Origin of the sequence: Lelliottia nimipressuralis, assembly GCF_004402045.1 — a bacterium.
Classification (GTDB): domain Bacteria; phylum Pseudomonadota; class Gammaproteobacteria; order Enterobacterales; family Enterobacteriaceae; genus Enterobacter; species Enterobacter chinensis.
In genome coordinates, this window is sequence record NZ_SOMG01000016.1 from 1 (window position 1) to 16334 (window position 16334).

The following is a 16334-nucleotide window of genomic DNA, read 5'->3' on the forward strand; positions in this document are numbered from 1 at the left end:
CACAAACGGCCCGCCCTGCGCGGTGACGTAACCCGCCCAGTCCCCGGCGTCGGGGGTTACGTCACCGCGCAGGGCGGGCCGTTTGTGCGTCGCGATGATTTACAGGTGCGCACGCTGTATGCGCCGCGCGCCGGGTTTAACCAGTATGGCGAGGAAACTGTCCGCATTCGCGGCGTGTACGATTCCGCCGTTGGTGCGGGCAGCTCGATTATAACCCGACTCACGCAGTGGAAAATTGTACCGAAGCGGGCCGTGGACCTGAAGGATGTGCCTGTGCCTCCTCGGAGTTCTGTCAATAACTGTACGCTGAGCGATCTCTCTCAACCTCTTAACCGGCGTGCGAGACGGGCATTAACCGAGCGCATCAAACGCATCCAGCCCGGTGCAGCGGCGCCCTTTGTCTATGAGAGGGATCCGCAGAACGGGGTTCCGGAGAGGGTGATTGACGAGATCCGGCTTGCCACCGGAATAGCCATCAGCCGGGGAGAGGCCCTGCATCTTATGGCGGGTGGCGTCAGCCGTTTTAACGACAAATGGTGCCGGGGCGCAGCTGACGGATCGCTCTTTCCGGCGGCGCGTTCTTATCAGGAAAAGGCGCGGAAAATCCTTGAACGTATTGGGCATTTAACGAATCTGTTAACCCAGCGAGCACGCTAATCTCCATCGATATCATGCACATACCGTGATGAGTTCTGATTTTTCGCTTCACTCTTTTTATGAATACGTGCTACTGTATGTTTATACAGTATCTCGTGGTGGAGGGTGTGTGAACAGAGAGTTGAACGAGCAGGTCATGATTGAACGAGTCGAGATGATTGCGCGACTGACGACAGAAGGAACGTGTCAGGAAAGAGATCGTGAAATTGCCCTGAATTTGATCGCTGAGATTGCGCGGGGAAATTTAATCAAGAACAACGCGTTTACCGTTGTTTTCTCAGCATCGCCTGTTCCGGAACGCATTAAAAAAGAGAACAACGTTCGGGTAAACATTACGCTCGATAAAGATCGGCAGATTGACCCTGCCGTCGTCGAGGCCTTCCAGTGCGAGCTGACCCGCAGAATACGGTCCCTTTTTCCGTCATCCCGGGTGACCGTGAAAATAGGGTCTGTGACGGGGGTCGAGCTCCAGGGGCTTGAAAGAGAGGTCGATCGCGAGGCGTTGGACGCTATTCTCCGGGAAGTCTGGGAAGACGAGAGCTGGCGCTAGCCCCGGCTCATTACCCGAACCCACACCCTCATTCAGATTTTGCGCTTTCGTTGAACCACGCTTCGCTGCTCGCGGACGGCCTGTTGTGTCCGCGATTGTCCATCTCTCAGCGATAGCGAAAAGGCTGCCGGCCCGGGAAACTCTACAGTACCTGGAAAACCGGATGTTGGGAGCGTCTGATGAAAATCTATGCAATGCAGGGGGACACGCTTGATGCGGTTTGCGCCCGCTTTTATGGGCGCACGGCAGGCGTGGTTGAAGCCGTTCTGAAGGCCAATTCTGGCCTCGCGGAGTTAGGCGTTATCTTGCCTCACGGCACGCCGGTAGAGATGCCGGAGGTGGATAGCGCCCCCACAAAAGAATCCGTAAACCTATGGGACTGAGCCTGGAGAAAATCACCACGTTTATCGCCTACTGGCTGGCCGTGGCGCTGGCCTGGTTCGGGGCGATGTCTCCTGAAAAAGTCGCGCTGTACGTGGGGAGTCTTTGCGCCATTTTTACCGCGCTGACGAATTACTGGTTTAAGCGAAAAACCTGGCGCTATCTCCAGTCTCTGGGCCTCGATAAGAAGAGCATTCGTGAACTCAATCATTAAGCGTTGCAGCGTCGCCGGCGTGCTGGCCCTGGCGGTGTTGATGCCTGACTTTCGGCTACTGAAAACGTCCCCGGAAGGGCTGGCGTTGATTGCCGATCTTGAAGGATGTCGCCTCTCGCCCTACCGGTGTAGCGCTGGGGTATGGACGTCAGGCATTGGCCACACGGCAAACGTCGTGCCGACGCGGGACATTACCGAGCGTGAGGCTGCGGTAAACCTGGTCGCTGATGTGCTCAACGTTGAGCGGCGGCTGGCGGCGTGTGCGCCGGTGGAGATGCCACCCCGGGTCTACGACGCGCTGGTGAGCTTTACCTTTAATGTCGGCACGGGCGCCGCCTGCCGTTCGACCCTGGTGTCGTTTATTAAGCGTAAACAGTGGCCGCAGGCATGCGGCGAACTTACCCGCTGGGTGTACGTCAACGGCGTCAAAAATGCCGGGCTGGAAAATCGCCGCGTTCGCGAGAAGGCCTGGTGCATGAAGAGGCTGCCGTGAGGGGCCTCATGCTGATATTGGCCGGGCTGCTGGCTATCACGCTGTGGCTTCGTCATGACAACCTGACCCTGTCCCGTTCCTTAGCCACCGCTAACCGGGTCGCCAGCGAGCAAAAAAACGCTCTCGCCGCGCTTAATCAACAGCTTTCCCTGTCACAGCGGATAGCCAGAGCCAACGAAAATGCTCAGGTCAGGCTCCGTGAGGAGTTGCTCACTGCGGGTGAGGAGAGGGCGAGACGGGAAGCGACTATCGGGAAATTACTCAATGAAAATGAAGCGTTACGCCGCTGGTATACCGCTCAGCTGCCTGATGCTGTCCGCAGGCTGCACACCCGCACCGCCTGCGCCTCCGCAGCACATTGTTTACAACGCCTGCCCGAAGGTGAGCCGCTGCCCGATGCCGGGAAGCGAACCCGCCACTAACGGCGATCTCAGCGCAGATATTCGCAGGCTTGAGTATGCCCTTATCGCCTGCGCGCTGCAGGTGGAAACCATTAAAGACTGTCAGGATAAACTCGATGCACAAACTCAAGAGCCTGCGTCAGGCATTAATTGACGCGATCCCCCAGCTGAATGCTCACCCGGAGCGCCTGCAGATGTCGGTCGGCAGCGGCAATATTGACGCCCGGCTGGCCACCTCGCTCTCCTTTGAAAAGCGGTATGCGCTAAACGCGAAGGTCAGCGGTTTTACCGGAGACAGCGAGGGATTTTTCGTTCCGGTGCTGGCCTGGCTTCGGGAAAACCAGCCGGACATTTTTACCCTCGATGAGGGACGCCAAAACGGATACACCTTCGCGATCGTCCTGAACGATGACGATACGACGGACATCAGCATCAGCGTGCAGGTAACCGAGCGCATTCTTGTTTCCCAGGAGCAGGGCGTTCTGCACGCCACGTATTCCCCGGAGCCGCCGCTGCCGGAGCCCGTCACGCGTCCGAAGGCGCTGTACATCAACGGTGAGCTCGTCAGCCAGTGGGAGGACTAACTTCCCCACGCTGAAGGCCGCCTGCGGCCTGCTGTCTGGACAGCTTGTTGTTTCATCCCGCAGAAAACCCCGTCTCGTTGCTGCCGTTCTTCCTGAACGGCATTCTCTTCTCATGAATACATTAACTTCCATGAACGGTATCGCTCGCGCGATCCGCAATCTGATTCGTATCGGTGTTGTGACCGATGTTGACCTCAACAGAGGGCTTTGTCGTGTCCAGACCGGCGGTATGAAAACCACCTGGCTGAACTGGCTAACCTGCCGCGCGGGACGTTCGCGCGTGTGGTGGGCCCCTTCCGAGGGAGAGCAGGTGTTGCTGCTGGCCATCGGCGGGGAGCTTGATACCGCCTTCGTGCTGCCCGGCATTTTCTCGGACGACCATCCGGCGCCGTCCGGGTCGCCTGACGCGTTCCACGTCTCGTTTCCTGACGGCGCGGTAATTGAGTACGAACCCGGGCGCGGGGCATTGACGGTTTCAGGCATTAAAACGGCCGACATTACCGCCTCTGAATCGCTGACCGCCACCGTGCCGGAAGTGCGGGTGACGTCAACGTCCCGCATCACGCTGGATACGCCTGAGGTGGTGTGTACCAACAAGCTAATTACCGCCTCTCTTGAAGTGCAGAAGGGCGGTGTGATGGCCGGAAATATTGAGCATTCCGGCGGCAAATTCACCTCCAACGGGGTGCAGGTGGACAACCATGCGCACGGCGGTGTGCAAAGCGGCGGAAGCTGGACTAAGGGGACACAATGACGGTGCGTTACAGGGGAATGAACAGGCAGACCGGGCTTAGCATTTCAGAGGCGGACCACATCCGGCAAAGCGTGCGCGACATTCTGGTCACGCCGATTGGCTCGCGGGTCATGCGCCGGGATTACGGCTCGCTGCTGGCGGCGATGATCGACAGGCCGCAGAGTCCGGCGCTGCGCCTGCAAATCATGGCCGCCTGTTATTCCGCCATCCAGAAATGGGAGCCGCGGATAAGCCTGACGGCCATCACTTTCGAGCGTTCGGAGAACGACGGGACGTTGTATGTCGATATCACCGGCACGCGTCCGACCTCCGGACAATCCTTTTCTATCACCATTTCACTGAGTTAAACGCTATGGCTATTGTTGATCTGAGCCAGCTCGCCGCGCCTGATGTCGTGGAGGAGGTGGATTATGAAACGCTGTTGGCAGAACGAAAGGCCACCTTTGTCTCGCTCTATCCGGAAGAGGAGCGAGAGGCGATTGCACGGACGCTGACGCTGGAGTCAGAGCCGATTGTGAAGCTGCTGCAGGAGAACGCGTATCGGGAGGTTATCTGGCGCCAGCGCGTTAATGAGGCCGCACGTGCGGTCATGCTGGCCTACGCCGCGGGCAGCGATCTGGACCAGATTGGGGCAAACGCTAATCTTGAGCGTCTGGTGATTACGCCTGCCGACGACACCACGTTTCCGCCCACGTCGGCCGTGATGGAGTCCGATACCGATTTTCGTCTGCGCATCCAGCAGGCGCCGGAAGGGCTGAGCGTGGCCGGTTCAACAGGGGCGTATCAGTTCCATGGTCGCAGTGCAGATGGCCGGGTGGCGGACATTTCTGTGATCAGCCCACAGCCGGCGAACGTCACGGTCTCCGTGCTCTCCCGGGAGAATAACGGCGTGGCGTCTGAGGAACTGCTCGCCGTTGTTCGCAATGCGCTGAACGATGAGGACGTCAGGCCCGTCGCCGACCGCGTGACCGTCCAGTCGGCGAGGATTGTCGACTACAGCATTGCCGCCTCGCTATTTCTCTTCCCCGGCCCTGAAAGTGAACCTGTGCTTAGCGCGGCAAGGGCCCGGCTACAGGCCTATATCACGGCCCAGCATCGGCTTGGACGCGATATCCGCAAGTCAGCCATTTACGCAGCACTTCACGTGGAAGGGGTGCAGCGGGTGGAACTGACCGCACCTGCTGCTGACATCGTGCTTGATGAAACTCAGGCCTCATGGTGCAGCCACTACAGCGTAACCGTGGGGGGAAACGATGAGTAATACCCGCCTTTTACCGGTTGGCTCATCGCCGCTTGAGGTCGCTGCGGCGCGGGCCTGTGCGGATATCGAAAAGACGCCTGTTCCGCTGCGCCATCTCTGGAATGCAGACACCTGCCCGGCGGATCTGCTGCCCTGGCTGGCATGGGCGTTTTCGGTTGATCGCTGGGATGAGAACTGGCCGGAGGCCACCAAGCGGGAGGTGATCCGCGCCGCGTGGTTTATTCATGCCCACAAGGGAACGATTGGCGCCGTGCGTCGCGTGGTGGAACCGCTTGGCTATCTGATCAACGTTACCGAGTGGTGGCAAACCAACGATCCGCCCGGCACCTTCCGCCTTGATATCGGTGTGTTAGACACGGGCATCACCGAGGAGATGTATTACGAAATGGAGAGGCTTATCGCCGATGCGAAGCCTGCCAGCCGCCACCTTATTGGCCTGAATATCATCCAGGACATACCGGGTTATCTCTATACCGGCGCCCTGAGCTATGACGGCGACATCATCACGGTTTATCCCGGATAAGTGAGAGCACAATGACAGTGAAATATAAAACGGTTATCACCAAAGCCGGTGCCGAAAAACTGGCTGCAGCAACCATCCCGAACGGTAAGAAAGTCAATTTTACGGCGATGGCCGTGGGGGACGGTGGGGGCACATTGCCGGTGCCAAACGCAAACCAGACGAAACTCATCAATGAAGTCTGGCGTCATGCGCTGAATAAAATCAGCCAGGACAAAAAGAATAAAAACTATGTCGTGGCGGAGCTGCTGATCCCTCCTGAGGTCGGCGGTTTCTGGATGCGCGAGATGGGGCTGTATGACGATGCCGGGACGCTGATTGCGGTCGGGAATATGGCTGATAGTTACAAACCTGCACTTGCTGAAGGTTCGGGGCGTGCTCAAACCTTACGCATGGTTATCATGGTGAGTGATATTGCTTCGGTTGAACTCTCTATTGACGCGTCAACGGTGATGGCGACGAAGGATTATGTCGACGAGAAGCTGACGGAGCATGAGCAGTCGCGCCGCCATCCGGACGCCACGCTTACCGCAAAGGGCTTTACCCAATTAAGCAGTGCAACCGACAGCGTATCTGAGATATTCGCTGCAACACCGAAAGCGGTGAAGGCGGTTTACGATCTGGCAAACGCTAAGTATACGGCGGTGGATGCGACGACTGCACGCAAGGGGATTGTTCAACTTAGCAGTGCTACCGACAGTGTGTCTGAAGTGCTGGCGGCGACGCCGAAGGCGATAAAGAGCGTTAGTGATGACCTGGTAAAACTAAAAGATAGTCTTGGCACTGCATCAAAACTGAATATTGTTACATCCGCGATTGACTTAACGACGGGTCGCCTGCCAGTGGTCGGCTGGATGGGTCTGGGCGGTGTAAGAGATACGAAAGTAGCAGATGAAAATTTTGCTTCTTTTTGGCGTGATACCAGTATTGGAAAATCAGGTATTACCATCCCCTATGATGGTACCCCAACGATTTCATATCTTGCAGTAGATGGTGCCAATCAACATGCCTATGTAGGCCGGAAAAAGGGTAATGTTGATATTTCATGGGTAAAGCTCTATAGCGAATTTAATAAGCCGACATCTCAGGAGATATTCGGGACAACATCAGGCATAGGTGGAAGTGCAGACCTTAACACCTATACTGCTCCGGGTCTTTATTATCAACCTGCCAACGCTCAGGCACAAACGGGTAAAAATTATCCTGAGGCGGTTGCGGGTTCACTTGAGGTTTATAAGCATGCAGGTATCACTCAAATTTATCGAATTTATAGTAACTCGCGGTCCTATATTCGTACCCTTTATAATGGAACATGGTCTGCCTGGTCAAAACAATACGATACTGCGAACAGACCTTCTGCAGATGATGTTGATTCGGTATCCGCCTCGAACGGAGGAACATTCAGGAAATTAGTTAGTTTTAGTGAAGGACTTGAGGTGCGAAGCCGTACGGGAATTACGAGCGGGAACGATGCAGCCAGTTTTGACAGTGCTAATATGATTTTAAAATCTTGGTATGGCATTGGTTTTTATTCGACCTTGTTGGATTCAGTTGGTAAAGAAACTGGAATGACGGGCTACATCAACACCCGTAATGGCCTTTTGCAAATGAAAGGGCAAATTATTCCCGGTGATTACGGCAACTTTGACGGGCGCTTTATCAAACTGTCTGGCAGTCAGAATATAACGGGTACGTTGCGTAATTCAGATGAATATCAGTCAACGTCTGCCAATGGTTATCGTTCTGTTTACGGTAGTTATGGTACTTTCTGGCGAAATGATGGTTCTAATTTATACCTGATGATCACTAACTCGGGTGATCAGTATGGTGCATATAACAACCTCCGACCATTTGCTGTAAATCTGGCAACGGGTTATCCAACGATGAGTAGATTGGCGTTAACTGATTATGCCAATTTTGATGCGCGTTATTACACTAAAAGCCAGTCAGACGCTGGTTATATGCCTAAAGTCTCTGCTTATACAAAAGCCGAAAGCGATGCGCGCTATAACCTGAAAAATGCAGCCAGTAAGGCAGCGAGCGGTTGGGAGAAGGATAACTCTACGGGCGTGATAAAGCAGTGGGGGGTGGCAACGCGTAGTGCTGATTCGACGCGTATTACCTTCCCAACGGCGTTTCCTAACGCCTGTCTCAGCGTGCAGTTAACCTTGCTTTTTACCAATGGGTTCCACGACCAAAATATTTACGTGCAAAACCCTGATAGATCAGGTTTCACCTACGTAGCGGGCAGTGGCGAAGTTAAAGCTTATTTTGAAGCGCGAGGCTATTAATATGAGTTATATATACTCTCCTGAAAACGGGGCTTTTTATAATGATGATCTGGAGGCTGATTATCGTTCCGCCCAAACGTGGCCGGATAATTATGTCAGCGTGCTTGATGAAGACTATGTGTCGCTGATGGAGGGGCAAGCAGACGGGAAAATAATTATTCCAGATAAAAATGGCTATCCCGTATTAGCGGAACCTCCCGCACCAACCTATGAAGAGCGCGTGAGCCAGGCAACGATGCAAAAAAACGCCTTAATGAAAACGGCAAGTGACATTATTACTCCACTTGAGGATGCAGCTGAACTCGGTATAGCTACCGACGAAGAGGCAGCCTCGCTTTTAGGCTGGAAGCGATACCGGGTCATGCTTAACCGGGTAGATGTGAGCGCCGCCCCGGACATTCAATGGCCCGCACTCCCTGCCTGACCCCAAACCCTCCATCCGGAGGGTTTTTCGTTTGTTGTGTAATCCTTTCCCCAACCCCAATACGTCGCATCAATCACGCACTCCACAGACAATAGCTTCACCACTAAACGAAGGAGTTAACCGGATGGGCGACTATCACCACGGCGTGGAAGTCATCGAAATCAACGATGGCACGCGCACCATTTCCACCGTCTCGACGGCAATCATCGGCATGGTCTGTACGGCCAGCGATGCTGACGACAAGACATTCCCTTTAAACGAGCCTGTGCTCATTACCAACGTGCAAAATGCGATTGCGAAAGCCGGCAAGGCGGGGACGCTGTCCGCTTCTCTGCAGGCTATCGCTGACCAGTGCAAACCGGTTGTCGTTGTTGTGCGCGTGGCTGAAGGTATCGACGACCCGGAAGATCCGGAAGCGGCACAGAAAAAGACTATCTCCAACATCATCGGTACCACTGATGAAAACGGCAAATACACCGGTCTGAAGGCGCTTCTGACCGCGAAAACGGTGACCGGCGTTAAGCCGCGTATTCTCGGCGTACCGGGGCTGGATTCTCAGGAAGTAGCGACTGCACTGGCCGCCATGTGCCAGAGCCTGCGCGCATTCGGCTATGTCAGCGCATGGGGTTGTAAAACCATTTCGGAAGCAATCGACTACCGCAAAAACTTCAGCCAGCGCGAGCTGATGGTTATCCATCCTGATTTTCTGGCTTGGGATACCACCACGAACGCAACGACAACGGCCTGGGCAACCGCCCGCGCGCTTGGCCTGCGCGCCAAAATCGACCAGACAATCGGCTGGCATAAAACCCTGTCAAACGTTGGCGTCAACGGTGTTACTGGCGTAAGCGCTTCTGTCTCCTGGGATCTTCAGGAACAGGCCACCGATGCGAACCTGCTTAACCAGGCTGGCGTCACCACGCTGATTCGCAACGACGGCTTCAAATTCTGGGGTAACCGTACCTGCTCAGACGATCCGTTATTCGTCTTTGAAAACTACACCCGTACCGCACAGGTGCTGGCCGATACCATGGCGGAAGCGCATGCGTGGGCGATGGATAAACCTATCACCCCAACGCTTATCCGCGACATTGTTTCCGGTATTAACGCCAAGTTCCGCGAGCTGAAAACCAACGGCTATATCGTCGACGGTACCTGCTGGTATGACCCTGAATCGAACGATGCATCCACCCTGAAAGCGGGGAAACTGTATATCGATTACGACTACACCCCTGTCCCGCCGCTGGAAAACCTGACCCTGCGCCAGCGCATCACCGATACCTATCTGGCAGACCTGTCAGATTCGGTTAATAGCTAAGGAGCTGAAGCATGGCGTTACCACGCAAACTTAAATACCTGAATATGTTCAACGATGGCCTGAGCTATATGGGCGTTGTTGAGTCTGTCACCTTACCGAAGCTCACCCGCAAGCTGGAGAAGTATCGCGGTGGCGGTATGCCTGGCTCGGTCTCTATCGACCTCGGCCTGGACGATGATGCCCTGGCGCTGGAGTGGACCATTGGCGGTCTGCCGGACGTGGCGCTATGGGCGCAGTATGCCTCTCCGGGCGCGGACAGCGTGCCTCTGCGCTTTACCGGCTCTTTCCAGCGTGACGACACCGGCGAAATCTCCGCCGTCGAAATCGTCATGCGCGGCCGTCACAAAGAGTTTGATGGCGGTGAAAACAAGCAGGGCGAGAGCGGCACCACCAAGATGTCCACCGAGTGCGCTTACTACCAGCTGACCATCGATGGCAAAGAGATCGTCGAAATCGACATCATCAACATGGTGCTGAAAGTCGACGGCGTCGATCGTCTGGCGGAACACCGTAAGGCGATTGGCCTGTAACCCTTTAACCGGCCGGGACTACCGGCCGGCAAGTTAACTTTCTGAAGAGTAACGAAATGAACAATATCAACGAGACTGCCATGAACGAAAGTGAAAACCCACATATCGTCACGCTGGATAGCCCCGTTATGCGCGGCGAGCAAAAAATCGAAAAAGTGACCGTCGCAAAACCCAATGCGGGGACCCTGCGCGGGGTATCGCTGGCTTCGCTTGCGCAATCTGACGTCGATGCGCTGATTAAGGTGCTGCCGCGAATGACCTCGCCGGCGCTGACCGAGCATGAGGTTGCGCGCCTGGATGCCTGCGATCTGCTCTCTTTTGCAGGTAAGGTGATCGGTTTTTTGTCACCGGCTTCGGCTCGCTGAAATTTCCCGAAAAACTGTCGGTCGACGATCTGATGGCGGATATCGCGGTGATCTTTCACTGGCCGCCGTCAGAACTGTACTCCCTGAGCGTGACCGAACTCCTCTTATGGCGCGAAAAAGCGCTGCAGCGAAGCGGAAACCACCATGAGTAATAATGTCAGTCTTCAGGAGCTGCTTAAGGCAGTCGACCGGGCAACCCGACCGCTTAACGCTCTCCATAACGCCAGCCTCACCCTCGCGAGCGATATCCGCAATACGCAGACGTCGCTGGGAGCGCTCGATGAGCAGGCGGGGCGTATTGACGGCTTCAGGAAAGCAAATGCCCGGCTCACCGTGACGGAGCAGTCGCTTGCCCGGGCGAAACAGCAGGCAGCGGCGCTGGCGGTGCAGCTTAAGAACACGCAAAACCCCACCCAGGTTCAGGCTGATGCGCTGTCCGCAGCCCGAAAATCGGCAGCCGACCTTAAGCTTGAGTACAACAGCCTGCGCTACTCGGTACAGCGCCAGCGCACCGAACTCGCCCAGGCGGGAATAAACACGCGCACGCTCTCGTCGGATGAGCGTCGTTTACGCACCCACATCAGCGATAAAACGCTGCAGCTTAACCGACAGCGGGATGCGCTGGCCCGCGTCAACCAGCAGCAGGAGCGGCTGAGTACCGTTCAGAATCGCTATGAGTCAGGCAAACGCGTGGCCGCGCGGGTACATCAGCTGGCTAATGCAGGCGTGGGCATGGCCAAAGCGGGCTTTGACCAGACGTCCCGGTTTATGGCGCCTGGCATCAGTTTTGAAAAACAGATGTCGGCCATTCAGGCAAATCTTGGCCTGGAGAAGGGCGACGTCCGGCTTGAGGCCATTCGCCAGCAGGCGCGGGAGGTTAGCGTCAGCGCCGGCGTACCTGCGGATACGGTTGTCCAGGCTCAGAACGAGCTGGCCCGTTCAGGCTATGACGCCGATGGGCTGCTTGCGGCCACCGCGCCAGCGGTCAACCTCAGCCTGGCGGGGAATGTCGACGCGGCGAAAGCGGCCGATACGATCGCCAGCACGCAGGCCGCGTATAACCTGGCGAATACGGATGCGGGGCGCATCGCAGACGTTCTTACGCGCGGTTTTACCTCTTCAAATACCACCCTCGCTGAGATGGAGGCCGCCGTCACCTCCGCCGCGCCCGCTGCGGATGCTTTCGGTATGGGGCTTGAAGAGACCACCGCGCTGCTTGGCGTCCTGGCGGAAAAAGGGATGAAAGGTGCCGCCGCCGGGGATGCGCTCAGCGCGATGCTGCGCCATGTTCAGACTCCGGATGCCATAAAAGCCGCGGGGGTGCTGGCTTCCGCTGCGGGTGATGGATCGCTTGATGAAAAACGCCAGCAGCTGCAGGGGGCAAAGGGCAGTACCGCACTCGTGGCTTCCGTTCAGACCGATAATCTTGACGGCGATATCAGCCGGTTCCAGGCCGCGCTGAACGGGTTAAAGATTGATGTGTTTGATAAATCGGATGGCGCTTTGCGCAATCTGACCACTACCGCGACGGGGTGGGTCGGCACGCTTTCGCTTTGGGTAAACGCTAACCCTGAGCTGACGCAAACCCTGGTTAGCGTGATTATCGGCGCACAGGCATTTGCCGGCGTACTGGGCACCTTAGGGATGGTCGTCGCGCCGGTGTTGTCTGGCCTGAATCTGGTCATGACCGCCGCAGGAATGTTGGGAACGGTATTCAGCGTGGTGGGTGGTGCCATCATGACGGTGCTGGGCGCCCTTAGCTGGCCGGTTATTGCCCTTGGCGCGGCGATTGCCGCCGGTGCTTTGCTGATTTTTAAATACTGGGAGCCCATCAGCGCCTTCTTTGGTGGAGTGATTGAGGGGCTTTCTGCAGCCTTCGCGCCGCTGGGCGAGCTGTTCGCTCCGCTGTTACAGGCCTTTGGTTTCATCGCAGAAAAACTGGGCGGGATCTGGCAATGGTTTACCGATCTTATTGCGCCGATCAAGGCGACGCAGGAAACGCTCGACAGCTGCAAAAATGTCGGCGTGGCGTTCGGTCAGGCGCTGGGCGATGCGCTGATGGCACCGCTTAATCTCTTTAACAGCCTGAGCGGCAAGGCCAGCTGGCTGTTGGAAAAACTCGGACTGATCAAAAACGAGTCGGGCAATCTCGACTCCGCTGCGGCAAAAGCCGACGTGGCATCCTCTCCTGCGGGCAGTTCGTATATTCCGGGGACGGGGACCTATGGCGGCTACCAGGGATATCAGCCAGCCCTCGCGACGGGAGGACGCTCTTACGTCGATCAGAGTAAAAGCGAATACAACATCACGCTGCAGGGGAGCACGGCCTCCGGAACGGATCTGACCCGTCAAATCCGGGAGGCAATAGAGAGCAGTGAACAGGATAAAGCGAGACGGCAGCAATCCAGCTTTTTGTATGTTTGAGGAGAGAGAAAATGTTAATGGTGCTGGGTCTGTTTGTCTTTGAACGACGAACCTTACCGTATCAGTCAATGCAATTTTCAAAGGACTACCGCTGGGTGTCCAACGAGCGCATCGGAAAACCCAAAGCCTGGCAGTATCTTGGCGAAGGCGAGACTTCTCATTTGCTTACAGGGACGCTCTATCCGGAAATCACCGGCGGGCGACTCTCCCTGAAGGCGATTGAGCTGATGGCGAATGAAGGGCGGGCGTGGCCGTTGATAGACGGCACCGGCATCATTCACGGCATGTTTGTCATTGAGAAAGTCACGCACACGCACACGGATTTTTACAGCGATGGTGCCGCCCGAAAAATCGAGTTTACCCTGTCGCTAAAACGCGTGGACGAATCGCTGATGACGATGTTTGGCGACCTGAGAACGCAGGCCTCAGAGCTGGTGGAAAGCGCACGTAATAGCATTGGAGGGCTGGTGGGATGATCGCTGAAATGAATATCCAGGCGGGTGGGAAAATCGCCCCTGATTTTATGCTTAAGCTTGACGATCGCGATATCACGCAAAATTTCAGCCATCGTCTTATCAGTTTGACCATGACCGACAAGCGTGGGCTGGAAGCCGATCAGCTGGATATTCAACTGGATGATTCCGACGGGCTGTTAGACCTGCCTGCCCGGGGGGCAACGCTCTCCTTATGGCTGGGATGGACGGGAACCCCGCTCGAGCTGAAAGGGAACTTTACGGTCGATACCATTGAGTTTCGGGGGGCGCCGGACACGCTGACCATTCGGGGATGCAGCGCGGATTTTCGCGGAAAGCTAAACGTTCGGCGCGAACAGTCGTGGCATGACACGACGATCGGCGCGATCGTTAATACGATTGCTCAGCGTAACCAGTTGACCGCCAGCGTTGCGGCGGATCTTTCATCTAATGCTATTTCGCATATCGATCAGTCTCAGGAGACAGACGCGGCGTTTCTCACCCGCCTGGCCGAGCGTAACGGTGCCTTTGTTTCAATCAAAGCCGGCAAGGTTATTTTTATGAAGGCGGGCCAGGCCGTGACGGCTGGCGGCACATCGATTCCCCTAATGATGATTGAACGCGGGGATGGCGATAAGCATCTTTTTTCCGTCGCTGACCGTGAAAATTACTCCGGCGTGACGGCCAAATGGCTGCAAACGCGCGACCCTAAAAAACAAAATACTCAATTGAGTATTTTTCGTTTGCCTGAGGGGCAGGCGACACAGGGACTGCCGCACCCGGATGCCGCTGCGCCGTTTGCGGGAGCCGGGGGCAAGGAACAGAAGCCGCAAGAGATGCTGGTGGGCTCTGCGGAGAACGTATTTGAGCTCACCACGGTGTATGCCTCCGAAGAGCAGGCACTCAGGGCTGCGGAGGCGAAGTGGCGCGCGCTGCAGCGAGGTACGGTGAATTTTTCCATCCAGCTGGCGCTGGGACGCGCCGATCTGTTCCCCGAGACGCCGGTGCTGGTCAACGGCTTTAAACGCGTTATTGACGAGCAGGCCTGGATCATCAGCGAGGTGGTTCATACCCTCAGCGGGAGTGGATATACCACGAAGCTGAACCTTGAGCTTAACGTCGCTGAGGAAAAATTTTCTGTCGACAGTGAGTAATTCATTTGCCATTACGTTGTTTTTGAGTATTATTGATTCACAAGTTGTGAATCAAACGGAGGGGTACATGTTTCATTGTCCTAAGTGCAAGCATTCAGCGCATGCGCGTACCAGTCGCTACTTAAGTGAAAATACCAAAGAGCGCTATCACCAGTGCACCAATGTGGACTGCAGCTGTACGTTCGTGACGATGGAGTCCGTGGAGCGTCTGATTGCGACCCCTGGCGAGGCTGGGAAAGCCCGAACAGCTTCGCTACCAGTTGTTTAAAAACCAATAAATAAGCCACTCAATGAGTGGCTTATTTATTTGATTCTAAAGCTAAAATTTGGTGGCCACTGCTGGACTTGAACCAGCGACCAAGCGATTATGAGTCCCAATATGATGTTAGAAAAATCAGTAATTTAATGTTTTTTAAAGCTTTAACTAAGACGTATAGTGATGAAAAGTGGCAGATAGCGTTGCGCTCTGCTGCCACTTTGCTGCCAATCATCAGCTAGAATGAACCGCTCATCCTAGAGTGCTTTAATAAGTAAGCTGAACGTAATTATATAATATCGGAAGTTATGCGCTCTTAATTAAATAAGAATTGCTTAGTTCAATTATATCTCTTATTTTAACGTCAATGTATTTTAGGAAGATGATGATCTCTTGCGACTCAAGGTTCTTTTGGTTTGTAGTTATACTCATTGGCGTAGCATGAAGTAGTTTGCTTGTGAATGAATAGATGAAGTCATATTCATCTTCCATATTGACTGATTTTGCCATTTCGAACCAATTCCATTTTTTAGGTATTAGGCTTTTTATCTGAGGTGGAATTGATGAGTTGAATTCTAGTTGGTTTTGCTGTAGTTCAGAAATGTTTTTTGTGATTGAAGTTAATTGATTTCTCTCAACTAAACTAGCCTGGAAACCATATCCATTATGTTTGGCTTGTTCTGCGTGAATGGAAAAGTATCTTGCTGCATTAGAGTCAATTGTATTTTGTACCTTTGTGCTTAATGAACTTGCTGCTTCAAGCATCTCTTTTTCATCAGTGATAGATGAAAGTGCTATTATCTCTTTATCTAATAGTTGCTTTTCTTCTTTTTCAGTTTTTTTTAGGAAGGTAATTTCTCTTTCCATCTGATTTTTGAATCTTTCCCAATATTGTATGTTGCCTTTAATTAGCTGATCATAATAAACAAGCCCGTAGCGAGAGTCTTGCATAAAAAGATTTAGCCAGATGCTAAGTTCTAATATATATCTAGTTGTTGAGACTAAACTGAGAGTCTCTATTACAATGAAATTGTTATCAGTAATCAGCCTCAGCTTAATCAAACTATCCCCATAGACAGAGTTGCACCAATCATCACAGTTTGATTTATCAAAGCTGGCTATTTTTGATTGTGTTCTAAAAGGAATTGCCGTGCTCTCAAGGTTTTGACGATGTTCTCTTATATTGTGAACTAATTTATCAATTTCGCTTACGTTCATGAATCATCCTTTTGGTTTGTTGTTATCGCGTTTACGTATAATTATCATGACAAGATGTCGTAAAGA

The 16334-nt window shown here is 54.2% G+C and carries 22 protein-coding genes and 1 pseudogene; 22 read left to right on the forward strand and 1 reads right to left on the reverse strand.

What is annotated here, in order from left to right; all coding sequences use genetic code 11:
• The 22 genes and pseudogenes from E3U32_RS10055 to E3U32_RS10160 all read left to right on the forward strand — a co-directional run.
• A pseudogene (locus E3U32_RS10055) lies at positions 1-657 on the forward strand (replication endonuclease); the annotation flags it as partial.
• 109 nt (positions 658-766) lie between these two features.
• On the forward strand, positions 767-1207 hold the full coding sequence (locus E3U32_RS10060) for a DinI-like family protein (RefSeq protein WP_134348666.1): 441 nt from the start codon (positions 767-769) through the stop codon (positions 1205-1207).
• 179 nt (positions 1208-1386) lie between these two features.
• Positions 1387-1590 carry a tail protein X gene (locus E3U32_RS10065; protein ID WP_042715252.1) on the forward strand — a complete coding sequence of 68 codons (204 nt, stop codon included), beginning with the start codon at positions 1387-1389 and terminating at the stop codon, positions 1588-1590.
• Positions 1581-1802, forward strand: a complete 222-nt coding sequence (locus E3U32_RS10070; protein ID WP_029741404.1) for an HP1 family phage holin — start codon at positions 1581-1583, stop codon at positions 1800-1802. Before E3U32_RS10065 ends, E3U32_RS10070 begins: the two co-directional genes overlap by 10 nt.
• Positions 1786-2295, forward strand: coding sequence for a lysozyme (locus E3U32_RS10075; RefSeq protein ID WP_134348668.1), 510 nt, complete (start codon positions 1786-1788; stop codon positions 2293-2295). The genes E3U32_RS10070 and E3U32_RS10075 overlap by 17 nt, the downstream gene beginning before the upstream one ends.
• A gap of 8 nt (positions 2296-2303) precedes the next feature.
• The gene (gene lysB, locus E3U32_RS10080; RefSeq protein ID WP_435659342.1) at positions 2304-2717 is read left to right on the forward strand and encodes an Rz-like lysis system protein LysB; all 414 of its coding nucleotides are present in this window, start codon (positions 2304-2306) and stop codon (positions 2715-2717) included.
• Positions 2605-2850, forward strand: coding sequence for an Rz1-like lysis system protein LysC (gene lysC, locus E3U32_RS23760; RefSeq protein ID WP_230122831.1), 246 nt, complete (start codon positions 2605-2607; stop codon positions 2848-2850). Before lysB ends, lysC begins: the two co-directional genes overlap by 113 nt.
• Positions 2813-3280: a phage tail protein gene (locus E3U32_RS10090; RefSeq protein WP_134348671.1), complete on the forward strand. Its 468-nt coding sequence runs from the start codon at positions 2813-2815 to the stop codon at positions 3278-3280. The genes lysC and E3U32_RS10090 overlap by 38 nt, the downstream gene beginning before the upstream one ends.
• 112 nt (positions 3281-3392) lie before the next feature.
• Complete coding sequence (locus tag E3U32_RS10095) at positions 3393-4034, forward strand: phage baseplate assembly protein V (protein WP_134348672.1); 642 nt, start codon at positions 3393-3395, stop codon at positions 4032-4034.
• Positions 4031-4381: a GPW/gp25 family protein gene (locus tag E3U32_RS10100; RefSeq protein ID WP_047347791.1), complete on the forward strand. Its 351-nt coding sequence runs from the start codon at positions 4031-4033 to the stop codon at positions 4379-4381. Before E3U32_RS10095 ends, E3U32_RS10100 begins: the two co-directional genes overlap by 4 nt.
• 5 nt (positions 4382-4386) lie before the next feature.
• Positions 4387-5295: a baseplate assembly protein gene (locus E3U32_RS10105; RefSeq protein WP_134348673.1), complete on the forward strand. Its 909-nt coding sequence runs from the start codon at positions 4387-4389 to the stop codon at positions 5293-5295.
• On the forward strand, positions 5288-5818 hold the full coding sequence (locus E3U32_RS10110) for a phage tail protein I (protein ID WP_134348674.1): 531 nt from the start codon (positions 5288-5290) through the stop codon (positions 5816-5818). The genes E3U32_RS10105 and E3U32_RS10110 overlap by 8 nt, the downstream gene beginning before the upstream one ends.
• An 11-nt stretch (positions 5819-5829) precedes the next feature.
• Positions 5830-8106 carry a phage tail-collar fiber domain-containing protein gene (locus tag E3U32_RS10115; RefSeq protein WP_134348675.1) on the forward strand — a complete coding sequence of 759 codons (2277 nt, stop codon included), beginning with the start codon at positions 5830-5832 and terminating at the stop codon, positions 8104-8106.
• Positions 8066-8530, forward strand: a complete 465-nt coding sequence (locus E3U32_RS10120; RefSeq protein WP_286164276.1) for a tail fiber assembly protein — start codon at positions 8066-8068, stop codon at positions 8528-8530. Before E3U32_RS10115 ends, E3U32_RS10120 begins: the two co-directional genes overlap by 41 nt.
• A 124-nt stretch (positions 8531-8654) precedes the next feature.
• Complete coding sequence (locus E3U32_RS10125; protein ID WP_134348677.1) at positions 8655-9848, forward strand: phage tail sheath protein; 1194 nt, start codon at positions 8655-8657, stop codon at positions 9846-9848.
• Positions 9849-9859: 11 nt separating this feature from the next.
• Positions 9860-10378, forward strand: a complete 519-nt coding sequence (locus tag E3U32_RS10130; RefSeq protein WP_047347797.1) for a phage major tail tube protein — start codon at positions 9860-9862, stop codon at positions 10376-10378.
• 56 nt (positions 10379-10434) lie between these two features.
• Positions 10435-10743 carry a phage tail assembly protein gene (locus E3U32_RS10135; RefSeq protein ID WP_134348678.1) on the forward strand — a complete coding sequence of 103 codons (309 nt, stop codon included), beginning with the start codon at positions 10435-10437 and terminating at the stop codon, positions 10741-10743.
• A gap of 32 nt (positions 10744-10775) precedes the next feature.
• On the forward strand, positions 10776-10895 hold the full coding sequence (locus tag E3U32_RS10140; protein ID WP_023616176.1) for a GpE family phage tail protein: 120 nt from the start codon (positions 10776-10778) through the stop codon (positions 10893-10895).
• Complete coding sequence (locus tag E3U32_RS10145; RefSeq protein WP_134348680.1) at positions 10888-13167, forward strand: phage tail tape measure protein; 2280 nt, start codon at positions 10888-10890, stop codon at positions 13165-13167. Before E3U32_RS10140 ends, E3U32_RS10145 begins: the two co-directional genes overlap by 8 nt.
• Positions 13168-13178: 11 nt before the next feature.
• Positions 13179-13643 (forward strand): phage tail protein, encoded by a 465-nt coding sequence (locus tag E3U32_RS10150; protein WP_134348681.1) that lies wholly within the window; start codon positions 13179-13181, stop codon positions 13641-13643.
• Positions 13640-14794 carry a phage late control D family protein gene (locus E3U32_RS10155; protein WP_134348683.1) on the forward strand — a complete coding sequence of 385 codons (1155 nt, stop codon included), beginning with the start codon at positions 13640-13642 and terminating at the stop codon, positions 14792-14794. Before E3U32_RS10150 ends, E3U32_RS10155 begins: the two co-directional genes overlap by 4 nt.
• A gap of 67 nt (positions 14795-14861) precedes the next feature.
• Positions 14862-15062 (forward strand): ogr/Delta-like zinc finger family protein, encoded by a 201-nt coding sequence (locus tag E3U32_RS10160; RefSeq protein ID WP_134348685.1) that lies wholly within the window; start codon positions 14862-14864, stop codon positions 15060-15062.
• 294 nt (positions 15063-15356) lie between these two features.
• On the opposite strand, the gene E3U32_RS10165 is transcribed toward E3U32_RS10160, so the two are convergent.
• Positions 15357-16268: a DUF5677 domain-containing protein gene (locus E3U32_RS10165; RefSeq protein ID WP_134348686.1), complete on the reverse strand. Its 912-nt coding sequence runs from the start codon at positions 16266-16268 to the stop codon at positions 15357-15359.
• Positions 16269-16334 lie beyond the last annotated feature (66 nt).

Coding starts and splice junctions, on each gene's coding strand:
- E3U32_RS10105 (WP_134348673.1), top strand. CDS start 4,387: ATGGCTATTGTTGATCTGAGCCAGCTCGCCGCGCCTGATGTCGTGGAG.
- E3U32_RS10140 (WP_023616176.1), top strand. CDS start 10,776: ATGGCGGATATCGCGGTGATCTTTCACTGGCCGCCGTCAGAACTGTAC.
- E3U32_RS10145 (WP_134348680.1), top strand. CDS start 10,888: ATGAGTAATAATGTCAGTCTTCAGGAGCTGCTTAAGGCAGTCGACCGG.
- E3U32_RS10110 (WP_134348674.1), top strand. CDS start 5,288: ATGAGTAATACCCGCCTTTTACCGGTTGGCTCATCGCCGCTTGAGGTC.
- E3U32_RS10070 (WP_029741404.1), top strand. CDS start 1,581: ATGGGACTGAGCCTGGAGAAAATCACCACGTTTATCGCCTACTGGCTG.
- E3U32_RS10090 (WP_134348671.1), top strand. CDS start 2,813: ATGCACAAACTCAAGAGCCTGCGTCAGGCATTAATTGACGCGATCCCC.
- lysC (WP_230122831.1), top strand. CDS start 2,605: ATGCTGTCCGCAGGCTGCACACCCGCACCGCCTGCGCCTCCGCAGCAC.
- E3U32_RS10065 (WP_042715252.1), top strand. CDS start 1,387: ATGAAAATCTATGCAATGCAGGGGGACACGCTTGATGCGGTTTGCGCC.
- E3U32_RS10135 (WP_134348678.1), top strand. CDS start 10,435: ATGAACAATATCAACGAGACTGCCATGAACGAAAGTGAAAACCCACAT.
- E3U32_RS10115 (WP_134348675.1), top strand. CDS start 5,830: ATGACAGTGAAATATAAAACGGTTATCACCAAAGCCGGTGCCGAAAAA.
- E3U32_RS10160 (WP_134348685.1), top strand. CDS start 14,862: ATGTTTCATTGTCCTAAGTGCAAGCATTCAGCGCATGCGCGTACCAGT.
- E3U32_RS10150 (WP_134348681.1), top strand. CDS start 13,179: ATGTTAATGGTGCTGGGTCTGTTTGTCTTTGAACGACGAACCTTACCG.
- E3U32_RS10165 (WP_134348686.1), bottom strand. CDS start 16,268: ATGAACGTAAGCGAAATTGATAAATTAGTTCACAATATAAGAGAACAT.
- lysB (WP_435659342.1), top strand. CDS start 2,304: ATGCTGATATTGGCCGGGCTGCTGGCTATCACGCTGTGGCTTCGTCAT.
- E3U32_RS10155 (WP_134348683.1), top strand. CDS start 13,640: ATGATCGCTGAAATGAATATCCAGGCGGGTGGGAAAATCGCCCCTGAT.
- E3U32_RS10100 (WP_047347791.1), top strand. CDS start 4,031: ATGACGGTGCGTTACAGGGGAATGAACAGGCAGACCGGGCTTAGCATT.
- E3U32_RS10130 (WP_047347797.1), top strand. CDS start 9,860: ATGGCGTTACCACGCAAACTTAAATACCTGAATATGTTCAACGATGGC.
- E3U32_RS10095 (WP_134348672.1), top strand. CDS start 3,393: ATGAATACATTAACTTCCATGAACGGTATCGCTCGCGCGATCCGCAAT.
- E3U32_RS10125 (WP_134348677.1), top strand. CDS start 8,655: ATGGGCGACTATCACCACGGCGTGGAAGTCATCGAAATCAACGATGGC.